Genomic DNA, 15,545 nt, shown 5'->3' with positions numbered 1-15,545 from the left:
CTTCGAGAGGGAACATATCGTCGTGAACTTTGGTTTCCTGCAGGCCAATCACGTCCGGCTGGTGTTTTTCGACGATGGCGGCCAGTTGGTGTGGGCGGGCGCGCAGGCCGTTGATATTAAAAGAGACGAATTTCATAGTCGCTGCCACTGTGCAAGGTGAATAGTGCAGGGATGGTAGCAGAAATTCGCCTGGCTGGCTGCCACCGGATGCGTCATTCTGCCAATCGCTGCGCATGAGCGTGCCGTAGTTGCCCCTTTTACGGGCATGCCGCGCCAAAAAAGGGCAAATATCTACGATAAATTTCGCAGAGGATCACAATTACAGAATTATATCTTACCGTTGCATAACTTATCTTCTTTAATCACTGTTTATCCCCCTTTATCGGATACTTATTCACTAAATATGCATTTTATGTGAATAGCGTTCGGCTGTAACTCCTTGATTCTGCGTTATCTCAACCGGTTTATGCATTTTTATCGCTGGCTGGCACGAACCGTGCAATCTACATTTACAGCGTAATAACTCATATTTATTAACATTATTGCTACTTTTAATTTACCGGAAGAGGTCGATATGTCTCAGTCAATTACGCGTAACCACTTTGATGAATGGATGATGCCGGTCTACGCGCCAGCGGCGTTTATTCCGGTGCGGGGCGCCGGGTCGCGGCTGTGGGATCAGCAGGGCAAAGAGTATATCGATTTTGCCGGCGGCATCGCCGTGAACGCGCTGGGGCACGCCCATCCGCGTCTGGTGCAAGCTCTGACTGACCAGGCCGGCAAATTCTGGCATACCGGCAACGGCTACACCAATGAGCCGATCCTGCGTCTGGCAAAAATGCTTATCGATGCCACCTTCGCCGACCGGGTCTTCTTCTGTAACTCCGGCGCTGAGGCCAATGAGGCGGCGCTCAAGCTGGCGCGTAAATATGCCCACGACCGCTTTGGCAGTGAAAAAAGCGGCATCGTCGCTTTCCAGAATGCCTTCCACGGGCGGACACTGTTCACCGTCTCGGCGGGCGGTCAGCCGGCCTACTCCCGGGATTTTGCCCCGCTGCCGCCGCAGATCCAGCATGCGGTGTTTAACGATCTCGAGTCGGCAAAGGCCTTAATCAATGACCAAACCTGCGCGGTGATCGTCGAGCCGGTGCAGGGCGAAGGGGGCGTGGTGCCGGCCAGCGGCGAGTTTTTACGCGGCCTGCGCCAGCTTTGCGACCAGCACAACGCTCTGCTGATTTTCGATGAAGTGCAGACCGGGGTCGGGCGCACCGGCGAGCTGTATGCCTATATGCACTACGGCGTGACGCCCGATGTGCTGACCACCGCCAAAGCGCTGGGCGGCGGTTTCCCTATCGGCGCGCTGCTGGCGACAGAGGCCTGCGCCAGCGTGATGACCGTCGGTACCCACGGCACCACCTACGGCGGCAACCCGCTGGCCGGGGCGGTGGCCGGCGAGCTGCTGTCGATCGTCAACACCCCGGAAGTCCTCTCCGGCGTCAGACAGCGCCACCAGTGGTTTTGCGAGCGTCTGCAGGCGATCAACGCCCGCTATGGTCTGTTCAAGGAGATCCGCGGCCTGGGACTGCTGCTCGGCTGCGTACTGAACGACGCCTGGGCCGGGAAGGCGAAAACGCTCAGCAACCTGGCGGCGGAAGAGGGGGTGATGATCCTGATCGCCGGCGCTAATGTGGTGCGTTTTGCGCCGGCGCTGAACGTCAGTGAAGAAGAGGTGAATAGCGGGCTGGATCGCGTCGAGCGGGCCTGCGCGCGTTTCGTGGCAGGAGTCTCATCATGATGGTTATTCGACCGGTGGAGCCGGGCGATTTGCCCGGGCTGCTGAAGCTGGCAGCGGAGACCGGCGGCGGGCTGACCTCGCTGCCGGTGGATGAAGCGACCCTCGCGGCGCGGATCGCCCGCTCGCAGCAGACCTGGCGCGGCGAGCTACCGAAAAGCGAGCAGGGCTATGTCTTTGTGCTGGAGGAGAGCGAAAGCGGCGCGGTGGTGGGCATCTGCGCGATCGAGGTGGCGGTGGGGCTCAACGATCCCTGGTATAACTACCGGGTCGGCACCCAGGTCCATGCCTCGAAGGAGCTCAACGTCTATCAGGCGTTGCCGACGCTGTTTCTCAGCAACGACCATACCGGCAGCAGTGAGCTGTGTACCCTGTTCCTCGACCCGCAGTGGCGCAAAGAGGGCAATGGCTATCTGCTGTCGAAATCGCGCTTCTTATTTATGGCCGCCTTTCGCGAGCGCTTCAATGAGAAGGTGGTCGCCGAGATGCGCGGGGTGATTGACGAGCAGGGCTACTCGCCGTTCTGGGAGAGCCTGGGCAAACGCTTTTTCGCCATGGAGTTTTCCCGCGCCGACTACCTGTGCGGCACCGGACAGAAGGCTTTCATTGCCGCCCTGATGCCCAAGCATCCGCTGTATATCGATTTCCTTTCCCCTGAGGCGCAGGCGGTGATCGGCAAGGTTCATCCGCAGACCGCCCCGGCCCGGACGGTGCTGGAGAAAGAGGGGTTCCGCTACCTGAACTACATCGATATTTTCGACGGCGGCCCGACTCTGGAGTGCGACATCGACAGGGTGCGGGCGATCCGCAAAAGCCGTCTGGTGACCACCGAGGCCGGTGAAACCCCACCCGGTGACTGGCCGCTGTGCCTGGTGGCGAATGAACAGTATCACCAGTTCCGCGCTCTGCTGGTGCATGCCGACCCGGATGGCGACACCCTGACCCTCAGCGCCCGCGAACTGGATATGCTGAAGTGTCATGCCGGCGACCAGGTGCGCATGGTGCGCCTGATCCCTGAGGAGAAAACCGCATGAGTCTGTGGATTAATGGCGAGTGGCGGCCCGGTCGTGGGCCAGGTTTCAGTAAACAGGATCCGGTTAACCTGAAGGTTGTGTGGCAGGGCGAAGCGGCGGATGCCGGGCAGGTTGCTGAGGCGGTGGCGGCTGCCCGCCAGGCGTTCCCGGCCTGGGCGCGGCTGCCGTTTGCCGCCCGTCAGGCGATCGTTGAAAAGTTTGCCGCCCTGCTGGAGGCCAGTAAGGCTGAGCTGACGGCGATGATCGGCGCCGAGACCGGAAAGCCGCGCTGGGAGGCGGCCGGGGAAGTGACGGCGATGATCAACAAGGTGGCGATCTCGGTGAAGGCCTACCACGTCCGCACCGGCGAACAGTACAGCGATCTGCCCGACGGTGCCGCCACGCTGCGTCACCGGCCGCACGGCGTGCTGGCGGTGTTTGGCCCCTATAACTTTCCCGGCCATCTGCCGAACGGGCACATCGTGCCGGCGCTGCTGGCGGGCAATACTGTGGTCTTTAAACCCAGCGAACTCACCCCGTGCAGCGGCGAAGCGGTGGTGAAACTATGGCAGCAGGCCGGCCTGCCCGCCGGGGTGCTCAACCTGGTGCAGGGCGGTCGGGAAACCGGCGAGGCGCTCAGCGGTCAGGCGGATATCGACGGGCTGCTGTTTACCGGCAGCTCAACCACCGGTTTTCATCTGCATCGCCAGCTGGCCGGGCAGCCGCAGAAGATCCTCGCGCTGGAGATGGGCGGCAATAACCCGCTGATCGTCGACGATCCGCGGGACGTGGATGCCGCGGTGCATCTGACCATCCAGTCCGCCTTTATTACCGCCGGCCAGCGCTGCACCTGCGCCCGCCGTCTGCTGGTCCGGCGCGGCGAGGCGGGCGATGCCTTCCTCTCCCGGCTGGTGACGGTGTGCCAGCGGCTGATCCCGGCGGCGTGGGACGCCGAGCCGCAGCCGTTTCTCGGCGGGCTTATCTCTGAACCGGCCGCGCAGAAAGTGCATCAGGCATGGCTGCAGCGGGTCGCCGCTGGCGCGGTCACGCTGCTGGAGCCACGTTTATTGCAGGCCGGAACGTCGCTGCTAACGCCGGGGATTGTCGACATGAGCGACGTGGCCAATGTTGAAGATGAAGAGGTGTTTGGCCCGCTGCTTGGCGTCTGGCGCTACGACACGTTCGAGGAGGCGATTGCCCTGGCCAATGCCACCCGCTTCGGCCTCTCTTGTGGGTTAATCTCTCCGGAACGGGAGAAGTTTGATCGACTGCTGCTCGAGGCGCGGGCAGGGATAGTTAACTGGAACAAACCGCTGACCGGGGCGGCGAGTACCGCGCCGTTCGGCGGCACCGGGGCGTCCGGTAACCATCGTCCGGGGGCCTGGTATGCCGCCGATTATTGCGCCTGGCCGATGGCCAGCCTTGAATCGCCGACCCTGACGCTGCCCGCCAGCCTGAACCCGGGGCTCGACTTTCTGGCCGGGGAGGCGTCATGACCGCCCGCGAAGTCAACTTTGACGGTCTGCCCGGGCTGACCCATCACTACGCCGGGCTCTCCTTTGGCAACGAGGCTTCCACCCGGCACCGCCACCGGGTGTCGAACCCGCAGCTGGCGGCAAAGCAAGGGCTGAAAAAAATGAAAGCCCTCGCCGACGCCGGCTACCCGCAGGCAGTGATCCCGCCGCACGAGCGGCCCAATGTGCCGCTCCTGCGCCAGCTGGGCTTTAGCGGCGGCGATGAGCAGGTGGTGGCCCGGGCGGCGCAGCAGGATCCGGATCTGCTGTCGGCGGTGAGTTCGGCCTCGGCAATGTGGGTGGCGAACGCGGCGACGGTCTGTCCCTCCGCCGATTCGCTGGATGGCCTGGTGCACCTGACGGTGGCAAATCTGCAGGATAAATTCCACCGCGCCAGCGAAGCACCGACCACAGAGGCGCTGCTGCAGGCGATATTCCCCGACCGCACGCGATTTGCCATCCACCCGGCGCTGCCCGCCTCGGCCTGGTTTGGCGACGAAGGGGCGGCGAACCATAACCGTCTCGGCGGCGAGTATGGCGCCCCCGGCGTCCAGCTCTTTGTCTATGGCCGCCGCCGGGGGAGCGAGGAGGCCCCGCGTCGCTATCCCGCGCGGCAAACCCTTGAGGCCAGCCAGGCGGTGGCGCGCCTCAATCAGGTCAATCCTCGCCAACTGATCTTCGCCCGCCAGCATCCGGCGGCGATCGACACGGGGGTTTTTCATAACGATGTCATCGCGGTGAGCAATCGTCAGGTCCTGTTCTGCCATGAGCAGGCCTTTGCCGACCAGACCGCGCTTCTCCAGCAGCTGGCGCAGCGGGTGCCGGGTTTTACGCCGCTGGTGGTCCCCGCCAGTCGGGTCACGGTGGCAGAGGCGGTTGCCACCTATCTGTTCAACAGCCAGCTGCTGAGCAGGGCGGATGGCAGCATGGCGCTGATCCTGCCCCACGAAGCGCAGGAGCATGCCGGCGTCTGGGAATACCTCAATGAGCTGCTGGCCGGGGACAACCCCATCGCCGCGCTACAGGTGTTCGATCTGCGCGAGAGTATGGCCAACGGCGGCGGTCCGGCGTGCCTGCGCCTGCGGGTGGTGTTGACGGCCGAGGAGTATCAGGCGGTCAATCCGCACGTCCTGATGAACGATACGCTGTTTGCCACCCTCAATGACTGGGTGGATCGCTACTATCGCGATCGCCTTACCCAGGCCGACCTCGCCGACCCGCAACTGCTGCGGGAAGGGCGTGACGCGCTGGATCGGTTGACCCAGATCCTGCAGCTCGGTTCGGTTTATCCATTTCAGCAATAAGGGGGCGCGGTGGAACATTTTCTGGCATTAACCCTGGCGGGGCGTTTGCCCCACCATTTTCACGGCGAGACAGCGCACTTTCGCTGGCACTGGTTGGGTGAGGGGATCCTCGAGCTGACGCCGCATGCGCGCTGCGAGCGCGGGCTGGTACTCTCCTGCGCCATTCATGGCAACGAAACGGCACCGGTGGAGATAGTCGACCACCTGGTGCAGCGACTGGTCCGGGAGGCACTCCCGCTGCGCTGGCGGTTGCTGGTGATCGTTGGCAACCCACCGGCGCTGCGGGCGAATAAGCGCTATCTGCACAGCGATATGAACCGGATGTTTGGCGAGCGCTGGCGGCAGTTTCCGCTCAGTGAGGAGACGCAGCGGGCGCAGCGGCTGGAGCAGGCGGTGGCCCGCTTCTATCGCGACCACGGTGGTCCTCGTTGGCACCTCGATCTGCATACCGCGATCCGCGGGTCGCTACATCCGCGCTTCGGCGTGCTCCCGGCCCGCGATACGCCGTGGGAGGAGGATTTTCTTCACTGGCTGGGCGGCGCCGGGCTGGAGGCGCTGGTGTTTCATCGCCAGCCAGGCGGGACCTTCACCCACTTCAGCTGCGAACGGTTCGCGGCGCTGGCCTGCACCCTTGAGCTGGGCAAAGCGCTGCCGTTGGGTGAAAACGATCTGACGCAGTTTGCCGCCGCCGAAGGCGCGCTTTCCCGGCTGCTGGTGGGGGATCTGGCCATTGCCGACGCCCCGGCGCCGCTGCGCTACCGGGTGGTACAACAGATCACCCGCCATAGCGATGATTTCCGCTTGCATATGGCGGATCAGACGCTCAACTTCACCCCCTTCGAACCCGGCACGCTGCTGGCGGAGGAGGGCGAGACGCGGTATGTGGTGGGGCCTGAGCCGGAGTATGTCCTGTTTCCCAATCCGACGGTGGCGAAGGGACTGCGCGCCGGCCTGATGCTGGAGAAATTATCCTGAGGGCAAGCCGTCCGCCGGGCGGCCTGCTTTATTTCGCGCGTCTTTTTTCGCCATCTTATTTTTTCGTGCGCCAGTGTAAATTTGCAGATTATTCCTGGTAAAATGCTTTGTTTTTAATCTCCCCTCCTTTATACTCTCCATAATTTCTCTGAAAAACAGTAGGTTATTTATTTTTTATTGCAATTCTTCGGCTAAATTCCTTATTTTCTCCATAATTGGCGAGAAACTGTTTTTTACACTTTCATTGTTTTACTCTTGCTCTGACTAATTGACGATTAACGTCGTAAAGTTAATCTCGTCAACACGGCAACGCGCCGTAAGAATAACGTAAAGTAAGGATTGAATGATGAAGAAACTCACTGCACTGTTTGTTGCCTCTACTCTGGCTCTGGGCGCGGCTAACCTGGCACACGCCGCCGATACCACCACCGCGCCGAGCGACAGCAAGCCGATGATGATGCATCATAAAGGCGGCCCGGGTCAGCATGACATGATGTTTAAAGGCCTGAACCTGACCGATGCGCAGAAACAACAGATCCGCGACATCATGAAGAGCCAGCGTGAGAACATGAAGCGTCCGTCCCTCGACGAACGCCGCGCGATGCACGATCTGATCGCCAGCGACACCTTCGATAAGGCGAAAGCGGAAGCGCAGATCGATAAGATGGAAGCGCAGCATAAAGCGATGGCGCTGTCCCGCCTGGAAACGCAGAACAAGATCTACAACATTCTGACTCCAGAGCAGAAAAAACAGTTCAATGCTAATTTTGAGAAGCATCTGACAGAACGCAACGCGCCGGCAGGTAAAATGCCTGCACCTGCTGAATAATGTAGCGCACTGAATCAAGACCGCCGGTCTTGCCCAATAATGCCATCAGGCGTTGGGCAGGGCCGGCGGTTTTTTTATTGGTGGTTTCTCAGCCAAGCGGGTGCAGCGGGTAGTTGCCGCTGAGCAAAGGCTTACAGAGGATCTTGTAACCATCCTGGTCGAATCCGGCGGGCAGACGGGTCAACTCCGCGGCCTGGTCGAGCGAGTCGACGGCCCCCAGCCACAGCCAGTTATGAATGACGTGATACTGCGTCATTTCCGGGCCGCGCTCCTCCAGCGCCACTGGCCCCGCCCACGGCCAGCACACCAGCTGCAGTTTACTCATCTGCGCCAGCAGGCGCTCGCTGTGCGCCTCCACGCTCTCCTTTCCACAGCAGGCGCCGGCGCAGCGGCCCAGCGCGGAGCGAAAGCAGGCGCGGCCGCGGCTGAGCGGTTCCAGACCAAGCAGGCCATAACAGAGGCGCTGTTCGTCGGCAAGGCTCTGCAGCATCTGCAGCGCCGCCCGCCGGTTGGCGAACAGGCCATAGAGATGCTGCTGGTGCGAGAAATCAACCTCGCGGGCGTAGACAATTTGCGGCCGGTGGTCCGCAAGTCGCCAGGCGCAGAGCTGCTTGTTACGCCGTAGCCGCTTGTTAAACAGCGGCTGCTGCTCTTTAATCAGCCGCGCCTCCAGCAGCAGCGCTCCCAGCTCGCCTGCGGTGCGCTGCCAGGTGATACGCCGCGACTGACGCAGCATCGCGGCCTCTTCGGGCGTGCGCAGGTGAGATAACACACGGCTGCGAAGGTTGACGCTCTTACCGATATAGAGCGGCATTGTGTCGCTGTCGCCGTGAAACTGATAGACGCCCGGCAGCTTTGGCAGCGCCTCCAGCCACGGGCGAAGATGTTCGGGATATTCATAGATCGCCGCCGCTTCAAACTCCAGACGCGGGGCAGATTGCTTTCTGGCCACATTAACTCCTGATACTGTCTATCTATCCAGTATAGCAGGCGGTTTTTGCGGCGAAAAGCGCAAAAAATAACCCCGGCGCGGGCCGGGGCGGGGAGGGACTATTTTTTCCAGAAATCGTCAAAGACGGTGATCGGTGGCCGACGCTTGTGTTCGGTTTTCAGATACCAGCCTTCGATCGTTTTGGCGATACTGGGATCCAGCGTTTTGCCTTCCAGATAATCGTCGATGTTCTCGTAGGTGACACCCAGGGCCACTTCATCCGGCAGGGAGGGGCGATCGTCTTCCAGGTCGGCGGTCGGCAGCTTCTTATACAGATGTTCCGGGCAGCCGAGATGGGCCAGTAGCTGTTTGCCCTGACGTTTGTTCAGGCGGAAAATTGGGTTGATGTCGGTGCCGCCGTCGCCATATTTGGTGAAGAAGCCGGTAATCGCTTCCGCCGCATGGTCGGTGCCGACCACCACCCCTTTGGTCATTCCGGCGATGCTGTACTGGGCCTTCATCCGCTCACGGGCTTTTTCGTTACCGCGAACAAAGTCGCTCAGTTCGATCCCCGCTTCGCGGAGCGCCTGTTCACTGGCCAGTACCGAGGCTTTGATATTCACCGTCAGCACCCGGTCAGGCTGGATAAAGGCGATGGCGTCCTGGCAGTCCTGCTCATCCGCCTGTACGCCATAGGGCAACCGAACGGCAATAAACTGCAGGCTGCTGTCGCCCGTTTCGGCACGCAGTTCATTAATCGCCATCTGGCACAGTTTCCCCGTCAGGGTGGAGTCCTGGCCGCCGCTGATACCCAGCACCAGCGATTTAATAAACGGGTAGGTCTGCAGGTAGGACTTCAGGAAATCGACGCTGCGGCGGATCTCGCCGGCGACATCAATCTGCGGCTTTGCGCCCAGCGCCTGAATAATCTCTTGTTGTAGCGTCATCGCGCCCTCCGAAAGTGAATCTGTTTGGCAAGCTGTTGGCTTAAAGCTACCTCTTTGCCGCTGAAACGACAAGGACCGGGGTTTTGACTGCCGGAAAAGAAGGCAATCAATGACATAGGATTTCATTATAGATGCCACTGCGCGGGAGAAACCGCCGGTCGGCAGCGGCGCGTCAATCCTGTTTACGCAATAACACAATCAGACATGATTTCGCTGTTCGGCTTGAAAAATAACACTATTTATTCCAGGCTTATCGTTACACAGTAGAAAAGAGGAACCAAAATGAACAAAAGCTTAGCAGGAATACTGGGCGTCACCGTCGCGTTAACCTTACTGGCGGGCTGTACCGCTTACGATCGTACCAAAGACCAGTTTACCCAGCCGGTGGTGAAAGATGTGAAGAAAGGGATGTCGCGTCAGCAGGTGATGCAGATCGCTGGCAAACCTTCAACGGAAGTGACCATGGTTCATGCCCGCGGCACCTGCCAGACCTACATCCTCGGTCAACGGGATGGTAAAGTTGAGACCTACTTTGTGGCCCTCGACGACACTGGCCATGTGATTAACTCCGGCTACCAGACCTGCGCCGAGTATGATACTGACCCGCGCAACGCTAAGTAAGCTTCCTACTGTTTACTGAGCCCTACGTAAGCCCGACCACTGGTCGGGCTTTTTTGTGAGTACTGATGCTTATTTAATTGCGCGAATTATTTGGGTGAAAATGTGAGGGTAGTCAAAACCAGAGGTCAATGAGAGACAATTCTGTTCAACAGCGAATTATCCTGGCGGCTCAGCTTGCCGTATACTCAACCCATAAACAGAATTAACCGGATGTTACCAGTCTTACCGGCTCTCAGCGGTTGCTGAAGGCCCTGGTCTCACACATTGAGGAAGCGTTCATGGAAAAGAAACACATTTATCTCTTCTGCTCGGCAGGCATGTCTACATCACTGCTGGTATCCAAAATGCGCGCGCAGGCAGAAAAATACGAAGTCCCGGTCATTATTGAAGCCTATCCCGAAACCCTGGCAGGTGAAAAGGGACCGGAAGCCGACGTGGTATTATTAGGGCCACAAATTGCGTATATGTTACCGGAAATTCAGCGCCTGCTGCCGAATAAACCGGTAGAAGTCATCGATTCTCTTCTGTATGGCAAGGTGGATGGTTTAGGTGTATTGAAAGCCGCCGTCGCGGCCATTAAGAAAGCTGCAGCACAATAATTTTAACTTTTAAAACTCGATGTATTTTGACGCCTGGCGGCACTCTGTTGCCGGACGTCAAAAAATAAAGAGTTTATTTTCCCGTCAAAGAGTAATTTCATACATCATCGCCGTAATAGTTTATTGCGGCTTTTAAGGGTATTGACTATGAGTAAAGTGATCGACTCGCTTGAAAAGGTACTCCTTCCTTTTGCAGTGAAAATAGGAAAGCAGCCGCATATTAATGCGATTAAAAACGGATTTATTAAGTTAATGCCGTTGACCCTCGCCGGGGCCATGTTTGTATTAATTAACAACGTTTTTCTGAGCTTCGGCGAAGGCTCTTTCTTTTATTCTATGGGCATTCGACTGGATGCCTCCACCATTGAAACCTTAAACGGCTTTAAGGCTATCGGCGGGAACGTCTATAACGGTACCCTCGGCATTATGTCGCTGATGGCGCCGTTCTTTATCGGCTCCGCGCTGGCGGAAGAGCGCAAAGTTGACCCGATGGCCGCGGGCCTGCTGGCGGTGGCGGCCTTCATGACCGTGACCCCGTATAGCGTGGGCGAAGCCTATGCGGTGGGCGCCAACTGGCTGGGCGGGCAGAACATCATCTCCGGGATGATTATCGGTCTGGTTGTCGCGGAACTGTTCACCTTCGTGATCCGTCGTAACTGGGTGATCAGACTGCCGGACAGCGTGCCAGGGTCAGTATCGCGCTCTTTCTCCGCGCTGATCCCGGGCTTCTTGATCCTCTCCATCTTCGGCATTATCTCGTGGGCCCTGTCGAGCTACGGCAGCAACTTCCACCAGATCATCATGGACTCGATCTCCACGCCGCTGGCGGCGATGGGCAGCGTGGTCGGCTGGGCATACGTTATCTTTAACTCCCTGCTGTGGTTCTTCGGTGTGCACGGTTCCCTGGCGCTGACGGCGCTGGATAACGGCATCATGACCCCGTGGGCGCTGGAAAACATCGCGCTGTACAACCAGTACGGCTCGGTTGATGCGGCTATCGAAGCAGGCAAACAGTTCCACTTCTGGGCCAAGCCGATGCTCGACTCCTACATCCTGCTGGGTGGCTCCGGGGCAACGTTGGGTCTGATTATCGCCATCTTTATCGCTTCCCGTCGCGCTGACCATCGTCAGGTGGCGAAGCTGGCACTGCCGTCAGGCATCTTCCAGATTAACGAACCGATTCTGTTTGGTCTGCCGATCATTATGAACCCGGTGATGTTCATCCCCTTCGTGCTGGTCCAGCCGATTCTGGCGGCCATTACGCTGGCGGCCTACAGCCTGGGGATTATCCCACCGGTGACCAACCTGGCGCCGTGGACCATGCCGACCGGTCTGGGAGCGTTCTTTAACAGTAACGGCAGCGTGGCCGCCCTGCTGGTGGCCCTGTTCAACCTTGGCGTCGCGACTCTGGTCTACCTGCCGTTTGTGGTGCTGTCGAATAAAGCGCAGACCGTCATCGAGCAGGAAGAGAGCGAAGAAGACATCGCTAACGCACTGAAATTCTGATACCGCGCGGTACGGGCAGTGCCCCGTACCGCCTGATAAATGAGGGAAATATTATGTTTGATCTGGACAACATCGACGCGGTAGAAACCCCGGAAAATGACCTCGAAGAGGTGGTGATGGGGTTGATTATCAACTCCGGACAGGCCCGCAGCCTGGCCTATGGCGCGCTGAAGCAGGCGAAGCAGGGCGATTTTGCCGCGGCGAAAGCGATGATGGAGCAGTCGCGCCAGGCGCTGAGCGAGGCGCATCGCGTGCAGACCCAGCTTATCGAAAGCGACGAGGGCGAAGGCAAAATGAAGGTCAGCCTGGTGCTGGTGCATGCTCAGGACCATCTGATGACCTCGATGCTGGCCCGTGAGCTGGTCGCCGAATTGATTGAGCTGCACGAGAAGGTACAATAGGCCATCGCGACGATGAGGCAGCCCAGGATGATGACCACCGAGATCAGTACCGCCAGAGAACAACAGCTGTTCAACGGGAAGAACTTTCATGTGGTCATCTATAACAAAACGGAAAGCGTGAGCGGGCTTCACCAGCATGATTACTACGAATTTACCGTGGTATTAACCGGGCGCTATTACCAGGAGATCAATGGCAAACGGGTGCTGCTGGAGCGCGGGGATTTCGTCTTTATCCCAATGGGTTCGCACCACCAAAGCTTTTACGAATTTGGGGCGACGCGCATCCTTAACGTCGGCATCAGCAGACGCTTCTTTGAGAAACATTATCTGCCGCTGCTGCCGTTTGGCCTGGTGGCCTCACAGGTTTACGCCGTGCAGAGCTCTTTTCTCGGCTACGTTGAGTCGGTCATCGCCTCACTCAATTTTCGCGAAACGGAATTTGACGAATTTATCGAGCTGGTTTCCTTTTATGTCATTAACCGTTTACGCCACTATCGTGAAGAGCCGGTTGCCGATGTTATTCCGCAATGGCTAAAAAATACCGTTGAGGCCATGCACGATAAGCTGAAATTCGGTGAGGGCGCGCTCGAGAATATGGTTCGTCTCTCGGGAAAAACGCAGGAATATTTAACCCGGGCGACCCAGCGCTATTATGGTAAAACGCCGATGCAGATAATTAATGATATCCGTATTAACTTTGCCAAAAAGCAGCTGGAAATTACCAACTATTCGGTGACGGATATTGCGTATGAATCCGGGTACAGTAGCCCGAGCCTGTTTATTAAAACCTTTAAAAAACTGACGTCGTTTACGCCGAGCAGTTATCGCAAACATTTGACCAGTATTAATTAAACCCGCGCGGTTTTAGCCGCCCGGTTTATACCGTAAATCATTCAAGTTAACTGTCCGCATTGTTGCGGAGAGCGGCCTGCGTCCAGGCGTAGCGCCCAAGGGAGAAAAAGATGAGCCAGAAATTAAAAGTAGTCACTATTGGCGGCGGCAGCAGCTATACCCCGGAATTACTGGAAGGCTTTCTGAAACGTTACCATGAACTGCCGGTCACTGAACTGTGGCTGGTGGACGTGGAAGAGGGCCAGGAGAAGCTCGATATTATCCATGCGCTGTGCGAGCGGATGGTGGAAAAAGCCGGCGTGCCGATGAAGGTCTATAAAACGCTGGATCGCCGTGCGGCGCTGCAGGGCGCGGATTTTGTCACCACCCAGCTGCGCGTGGGCCAGCTGAAGGCGCGTGAAAAAGATGAGCGTATTCCGCTGAGCCACGGCTACCTGGGCCAGGAGACCAACGGGGCGGGTGGGCTGTTTAAAGGGCTGCGCACCATCCCGGTAATTTTCGATATCGTAAAAGATGTGCAGGAGATTTGCCCGGACGCGTGGATCATCAACTTCACCAACCCGGCGGGCATGGTCACCGAGGCGGTCTATCGCCACACCAGTTTCAAACGCTTTATCGGCGTGTGCAACATTCCTATCGGCATGAAGATGTTCATCACCGACGTGCTGCAGCTCAGCCCGAGCGATGAGCTGAATATCGACCTGTTCGGTCTGAATCATCTGGTGTTCGTCCGCGACGTGCTGGTTAACGGCGTCTCGCGCTTCGATGAACTGCTGGACGGCGTGGCCTCTGGCCGCCTGACCGCGAACTCGGTGAAAAATATTTTCGACCTGCCGTTTAGCGAGGGGCTGATCCGCTCCCTGCGCCTGATCCCATGCTCCTATCTGCTCTACTACTTTAAGCCAAAAGAGATGCTGGCGATTGAGATGGGCGAGTACTATAAGGGCGGCGCGCGCGCCCAGGTGGTGCAGAAGGTGGAGAAACAGCTGTTCGAGCTGTATAAAAATCCGGATCTCAAGGTCAAGCCGAAGGAGCTGGAGCAGCGCGGCGGCGCCTATTACTCCGATGCCGCTTGCGAAGTGATCAACGCTATCTATAACGACAAGCAGACTGAGCACTATGTGAATATCCCGCATCATGGCCACGTGGATAATATCCCGGCGGACTGGGCGGTCGAGATGAGCTGCACCTTAGGTCGCGACGGCGCGAAGCCGACGCCGCGCATCACCCATTTCGATGAGAAGGTACTGGGGCTTATCTACACCATCAAGGGGTTCGAAGTGGCGGCCAGCCAGGCGGCGATCAGCGGCGAGCTGAATGATGTGCTGCTGGCGCTGAACTTAAGCCCGCTGATCCATTCCGATCGTGACGCCGAGCAGCTGGCGCGGGAGATGATTCTGGCGCATGAAAAATGGCTGCCGAACTTTGCGGCGACTATCGAAAAACTGAAATCTTAACAGGAGCGGCCAATGGAACGCGTATTGATCGTCAATGCCGACGACTTCGGCCTCAGTAAAGGGCAGAACTACGGCATTATCGAGGCCTGCCGCAACGGCGTGGTGACATCGACCACGGCGCTGGTCAACGGCGCGGCCATTGACCACGCCGCCCAGCTAAGCCGCAGTACCCCGGAGCTGGCGGTCGGCATGCACTTTGTGCTGACGCTGGGCGAGCCGCTGTCGGCCATGCCGGGATTAACCCGCGAAGGCCGGCTGGGCAAATGGATCTGGCAGCAGGCAGAAGAAGGTCGCCTGCCGCTGGAGGAGATCGCCCACGAGCTGGCGTGTCAGTACCGTCGTTTTGTCGATCTCTTCGGTCATGAGCCGACGCATCTCGACAGCCACCACCATGTGCATATGATCGCCCCGATCTATCCCATCGTGGCGGCCTTTGCCCGCGAGAAGGGTATCGCGTTACGTATTGACCGCCAGGTGGCGGCGCAGAGTGGGCTCGATCAACAGGCGGCGCGCAGCAGCGCAGGCTTCAGCAGCGAGTTTTACGGCGAAGCTGTCTCTGAGGAACTGTTTCTGCAGACGCTGGATGCCTCAATCGCCCGCGGGGAGCGTTCCCTGGAGGTGATGTGTCATCCGGCTTTTGTCGATCAGACCATTATGGGCAGCGCCTACTGCTACCCGCGGCTGGGTGAGCTTGATGTGCTGACGTCTGCCGCGCTGAAAGCGGCGGTAGCCGACCGGGGTTATCGTCTGGGAACCTACCGCGACGTGTAAGCCCGATGGGGGAAAGGGAAAGTGAATCAAGCC

Annotated in this window: 17 protein-coding genes; 14 read left to right on the top strand and 3 right to left on the bottom strand. The window is 58.6% G+C overall.

What is annotated here, in order from left to right:
* Positions 1 to 148, bottom strand: a 148-nt coding sequence (locus CW267_RS31080; RefSeq protein ID WP_413773656.1) for an endonuclease/exonuclease/phosphatase family protein, incomplete at its 3' end; no start/stop codon positions are given.
* 426 nt (positions 149 to 574) lie between these two features.
* Here CW267_RS31080 and CW267_RS17390 point away from each other — a divergent pair.
* The 6 genes from CW267_RS17390 to spy all read left to right on the top strand — a co-directional run bounded on the left by CW267_RS17390 (position 575) and on the right by spy (position 7,427).
* On the top strand, positions 575 to 1,795 hold the full coding sequence (locus CW267_RS17390; protein ID WP_064170177.1) for an aspartate aminotransferase family protein: 1,221 nt from the start codon (positions 575 to 577) through the stop codon (positions 1,793 to 1,795).
* Positions 1,792 to 2,826: an arginine N-succinyltransferase gene (astA, locus tag CW267_RS17385; RefSeq protein ID WP_002901491.1), complete on the top strand. Its 1,035-nt coding sequence runs from the start codon at positions 1,792 to 1,794 to the stop codon at positions 2,824 to 2,826. Before CW267_RS17390 ends, astA begins: the two co-directional genes overlap by 4 nt.
* Positions 2,823 to 4,301 carry a succinylglutamate-semialdehyde dehydrogenase gene (astD, locus tag CW267_RS17380; RefSeq protein WP_100781358.1) on the top strand — a complete coding sequence of 493 codons (1,479 nt, stop codon included), beginning with the start codon at positions 2,823 to 2,825 and terminating at the stop codon, positions 4,299 to 4,301. Before astA ends, astD begins: the two co-directional genes overlap by 4 nt.
* Complete coding sequence (gene astB / locus CW267_RS17375) at positions 4,298 to 5,623, top strand: N-succinylarginine dihydrolase (protein ID WP_023297436.1); 1,326 nt, start codon at positions 4,298 to 4,300, stop codon at positions 5,621 to 5,623. Before astD ends, astB begins: the two co-directional genes overlap by 4 nt.
* 9 nt (positions 5,624 to 5,632) lie before the next feature.
* Positions 5,633 to 6,598: a succinylglutamate desuccinylase gene (gene astE / locus CW267_RS17370; RefSeq protein ID WP_008807743.1), complete on the top strand. Its 966-nt coding sequence runs from the start codon at positions 5,633 to 5,635 to the stop codon at positions 6,596 to 6,598.
* A 343-nt stretch (positions 6,599 to 6,941) separates the two neighbouring features.
* Positions 6,942 to 7,427, top strand: a complete 486-nt coding sequence (gene spy / locus CW267_RS17365; RefSeq protein ID WP_008807744.1) for an ATP-independent periplasmic protein-refolding chaperone Spy — start codon at positions 6,942 to 6,944, stop codon at positions 7,425 to 7,427.
* An 88-nt stretch (positions 7,428 to 7,515) separates the two neighbouring features.
* On the opposite strand, the gene cho is transcribed toward spy, so the two are convergent.
* Both cho and nadE read right to left on the bottom strand, forming a co-directional pair.
* Positions 7,516 to 8,379, bottom strand: a complete 864-nt coding sequence (gene cho, locus CW267_RS17360) for an excinuclease Cho (RefSeq protein WP_082228037.1) — start codon at positions 8,377 to 8,379, stop codon at positions 7,516 to 7,518.
* A 98-nt stretch (positions 8,380 to 8,477) separates the two neighbouring features.
* Positions 8,478 to 9,305, bottom strand: coding sequence for an ammonia-dependent NAD(+) synthetase (gene nadE, locus CW267_RS17355; protein ID WP_008807746.1), 828 nt, complete (start codon positions 9,303 to 9,305; stop codon positions 8,478 to 8,480).
* 282 nt (positions 9,306 to 9,587) lie between these two features.
* On the opposite strand from nadE, the gene osmE reads away from it, so the two are divergent.
* The 8 genes from osmE (at position 9,588) to chbG (ending at position 15,512) form a co-directional block, all read left to right on the top strand.
* On the top strand, positions 9,588 to 9,926 hold the full coding sequence (gene osmE / locus CW267_RS17350; RefSeq protein ID WP_008807747.1) for an osmotically-inducible lipoprotein OsmE: 339 nt from the start codon (positions 9,588 to 9,590) through the stop codon (positions 9,924 to 9,926).
* A 278-nt stretch (positions 9,927 to 10,204) separates the two neighbouring features.
* Complete coding sequence (gene chbB, locus CW267_RS17345) at positions 10,205 to 10,525, top strand: PTS N,N'-diacetylchitobiose transporter subunit IIB (RefSeq protein ID WP_002901547.1); 321 nt, start codon at positions 10,205 to 10,207, stop codon at positions 10,523 to 10,525.
* 19 nt (positions 10,526 to 10,544) lie between these two features.
* Positions 10,545 to 10,661: a hypothetical protein gene (locus CW267_RS30670; protein ID WP_032425961.1), complete on the top strand. Its 117-nt coding sequence runs from the start codon at positions 10,545 to 10,547 to the stop codon at positions 10,659 to 10,661.
* Positions 10,662 to 10,672: 11 nt separating this feature from the next.
* The gene (gene chbC / locus CW267_RS17340; protein ID WP_008807749.1) at positions 10,673 to 12,031 is read left to right on the top strand and encodes a PTS N,N'-diacetylchitobiose transporter subunit IIC; all 1,359 of its coding nucleotides are present in this window, start codon (positions 10,673 to 10,675) and stop codon (positions 12,029 to 12,031) included.
* Positions 12,032 to 12,084: 53 nt separating this feature from the next.
* Entirely contained in the window at positions 12,085 to 12,432 is a 348-nt protein-coding gene (gene chbA / locus CW267_RS17335; protein WP_004140356.1) for a PTS N,N'-diacetylchitobiose transporter subunit IIA, read from the top strand.
* A 27-nt stretch (positions 12,433 to 12,459) separates the two neighbouring features.
* Positions 12,460 to 13,284 carry a transcriptional regulator ChbR gene (chbR, locus tag CW267_RS17330; protein WP_100781359.1) on the top strand — a complete coding sequence of 275 codons (825 nt, stop codon included), beginning with the start codon at positions 12,460 to 12,462 and terminating at the stop codon, positions 13,282 to 13,284.
* Between the two features lie 110 nt (positions 13,285 to 13,394).
* Positions 13,395 to 14,741 carry a 6-phospho-beta-glucosidase gene (locus tag CW267_RS17325; protein ID WP_008807751.1) on the top strand — a complete coding sequence of 449 codons (1,347 nt, stop codon included), beginning with the start codon at positions 13,395 to 13,397 and terminating at the stop codon, positions 14,739 to 14,741.
* A gap of 12 nt (positions 14,742 to 14,753) precedes the next feature.
* A complete protein-coding gene (chbG, locus tag CW267_RS17320; RefSeq protein ID WP_012542072.1) occupies positions 14,754 to 15,512 on the top strand; it encodes a chitin disaccharide deacetylase in 759 nt (252 codons plus the stop codon).
* The last annotated feature ends 33 nt before the right edge of the window (positions 15,513 to 15,545 follow it).

Source organism: Klebsiella sp. X1-16S-Nf21, assembly GCF_002837615.1.
In the GTDB taxonomy this organism is placed as follows: Bacteria; Pseudomonadota; Gammaproteobacteria; order Enterobacterales; family Enterobacteriaceae; genus Klebsiella; species Klebsiella variicola.
The sequence above is the reverse complement of the archived record's forward strand: the minus strand, read 5'-3'. Positions and strand labels throughout refer to the sequence as shown.

Excerpts from the sequence above, each read along its gene's own strand:
- astA (WP_002901491.1), top strand. The coding sequence starts at position 1,792 with ATGATGGTTATTCGACCGGTGGAGCCGGGCGATTTGCCCGGGCTGCTG.
- chbB (WP_002901547.1), top strand. The coding sequence starts at position 10,205 with ATGGAAAAGAAACACATTTATCTCTTCTGCTCGGCAGGCATGTCTACA.
- astD (WP_100781358.1), top strand. The coding sequence starts at position 2,823 with ATGAGTCTGTGGATTAATGGCGAGTGGCGGCCCGGTCGTGGGCCAGGT.
- chbC (WP_008807749.1), top strand. The coding sequence starts at position 10,673 with ATGAGTAAAGTGATCGACTCGCTTGAAAAGGTACTCCTTCCTTTTGCA.
- chbR (WP_100781359.1), top strand. The coding sequence starts at position 12,460 with ATGATGACCACCGAGATCAGTACCGCCAGAGAACAACAGCTGTTCAAC.
- CW267_RS17325 (WP_008807751.1), top strand. The coding sequence starts at position 13,395 with ATGAGCCAGAAATTAAAAGTAGTCACTATTGGCGGCGGCAGCAGCTAT.
- CW267_RS17390 (WP_064170177.1), top strand. The coding sequence starts at position 575 with ATGTCTCAGTCAATTACGCGTAACCACTTTGATGAATGGATGATGCCG.
- chbA (WP_004140356.1), top strand. The coding sequence starts at position 12,085 with ATGTTTGATCTGGACAACATCGACGCGGTAGAAACCCCGGAAAATGAC.
- nadE (WP_008807746.1), bottom strand. The coding sequence starts at position 9,305 with ATGACGCTACAACAAGAGATTATTCAGGCGCTGGGCGCAAAGCCGCAG.
- osmE (WP_008807747.1), top strand. The coding sequence starts at position 9,588 with ATGAACAAAAGCTTAGCAGGAATACTGGGCGTCACCGTCGCGTTAACC.
- CW267_RS30670 (WP_032425961.1), top strand. The coding sequence starts at position 10,545 with ATGTATTTTGACGCCTGGCGGCACTCTGTTGCCGGACGTCAAAAAATA.
- chbG (WP_012542072.1), top strand. The coding sequence starts at position 14,754 with ATGGAACGCGTATTGATCGTCAATGCCGACGACTTCGGCCTCAGTAAA.
- spy (WP_008807744.1), top strand. The coding sequence starts at position 6,942 with ATGATGAAGAAACTCACTGCACTGTTTGTTGCCTCTACTCTGGCTCTG.
- astB (WP_023297436.1), top strand. The coding sequence starts at position 4,298 with ATGACCGCCCGCGAAGTCAACTTTGACGGTCTGCCCGGGCTGACCCAT.